This is a genomic window from Microbacterium sp. ISL-103, assembly GCF_018613995.1.
Lineage (GTDB): Bacteria > Actinomycetota > Actinomycetes > Actinomycetales > Microbacteriaceae > Microbacterium.
The window spans coordinates 3,832-4,454 of sequence record NZ_JAGGPD010000220.1; the positions used below are offsets into that span (position 1 = coordinate 3,832).

Below are 623 nucleotides of genomic sequence, written 5' to 3' on the forward strand. Positions count from 1 at the left end.
GCAGAAGAGGGCGCGTCCCTCGACGAGTTCGATGCCCATCATGCGCGCGAGAAGCGTGTGCTCGTAGTACGCGGAGTTGTGCACACCGGGGGTCAGCACCACGACCGTCGGGTCATCGACGCCCTCCGGCGCTGCCGCCCGCAGGGCCTGCAGGAGGCGGCTCGGATAGTCGACGACCGGGCGGACTCTGAGACTCGTGAACAGCTCAGGGAGCGTCTGCGCCATCACCCGCCGATTGGCGAGAACGTAGCTGACACCGCTCGGCACTCGCACGTTGTCTTCGAGCACGCGCCAGGCACCGAGCTCGTCGCGGATGACGTCGATGCCGGCGACGTGGATGCGTACGCCGTTCGCGCCGACGATTCCGGCGGCCTGACGATGGAAGTGCGACGACGAACTGATCAGCGACGCCGGGATCACACCGTCCTGCACTGCGAGCTGTGCGCCGTAGACGTCGGCGAGGAACGCCTCCAGCGCACGCACGCGCTGCTTCACTCCCGATTCGACATAACGCCAGTCGTCCGCGGCGACGACCCGAGGAACCACGTCGAGGGGGAACGGGCGCCCCGCCCCCGCGAAGTCGAAGGTCACCCCCTGCGCGAGATACGAACTGGCGAGCGCAT

At 67.9% G+C, this 623-nt stretch carries 1 protein-coding gene; it reads right to left on the reverse strand.

What is annotated here, in order from left to right; translation table 11 throughout:
* Positions 1-623 (reverse strand): circularly permuted type 2 ATP-grasp protein (locus tag J7E68_RS19725; RefSeq protein WP_251048816.1); only part of this gene is annotated, 623 nt, incomplete at both ends.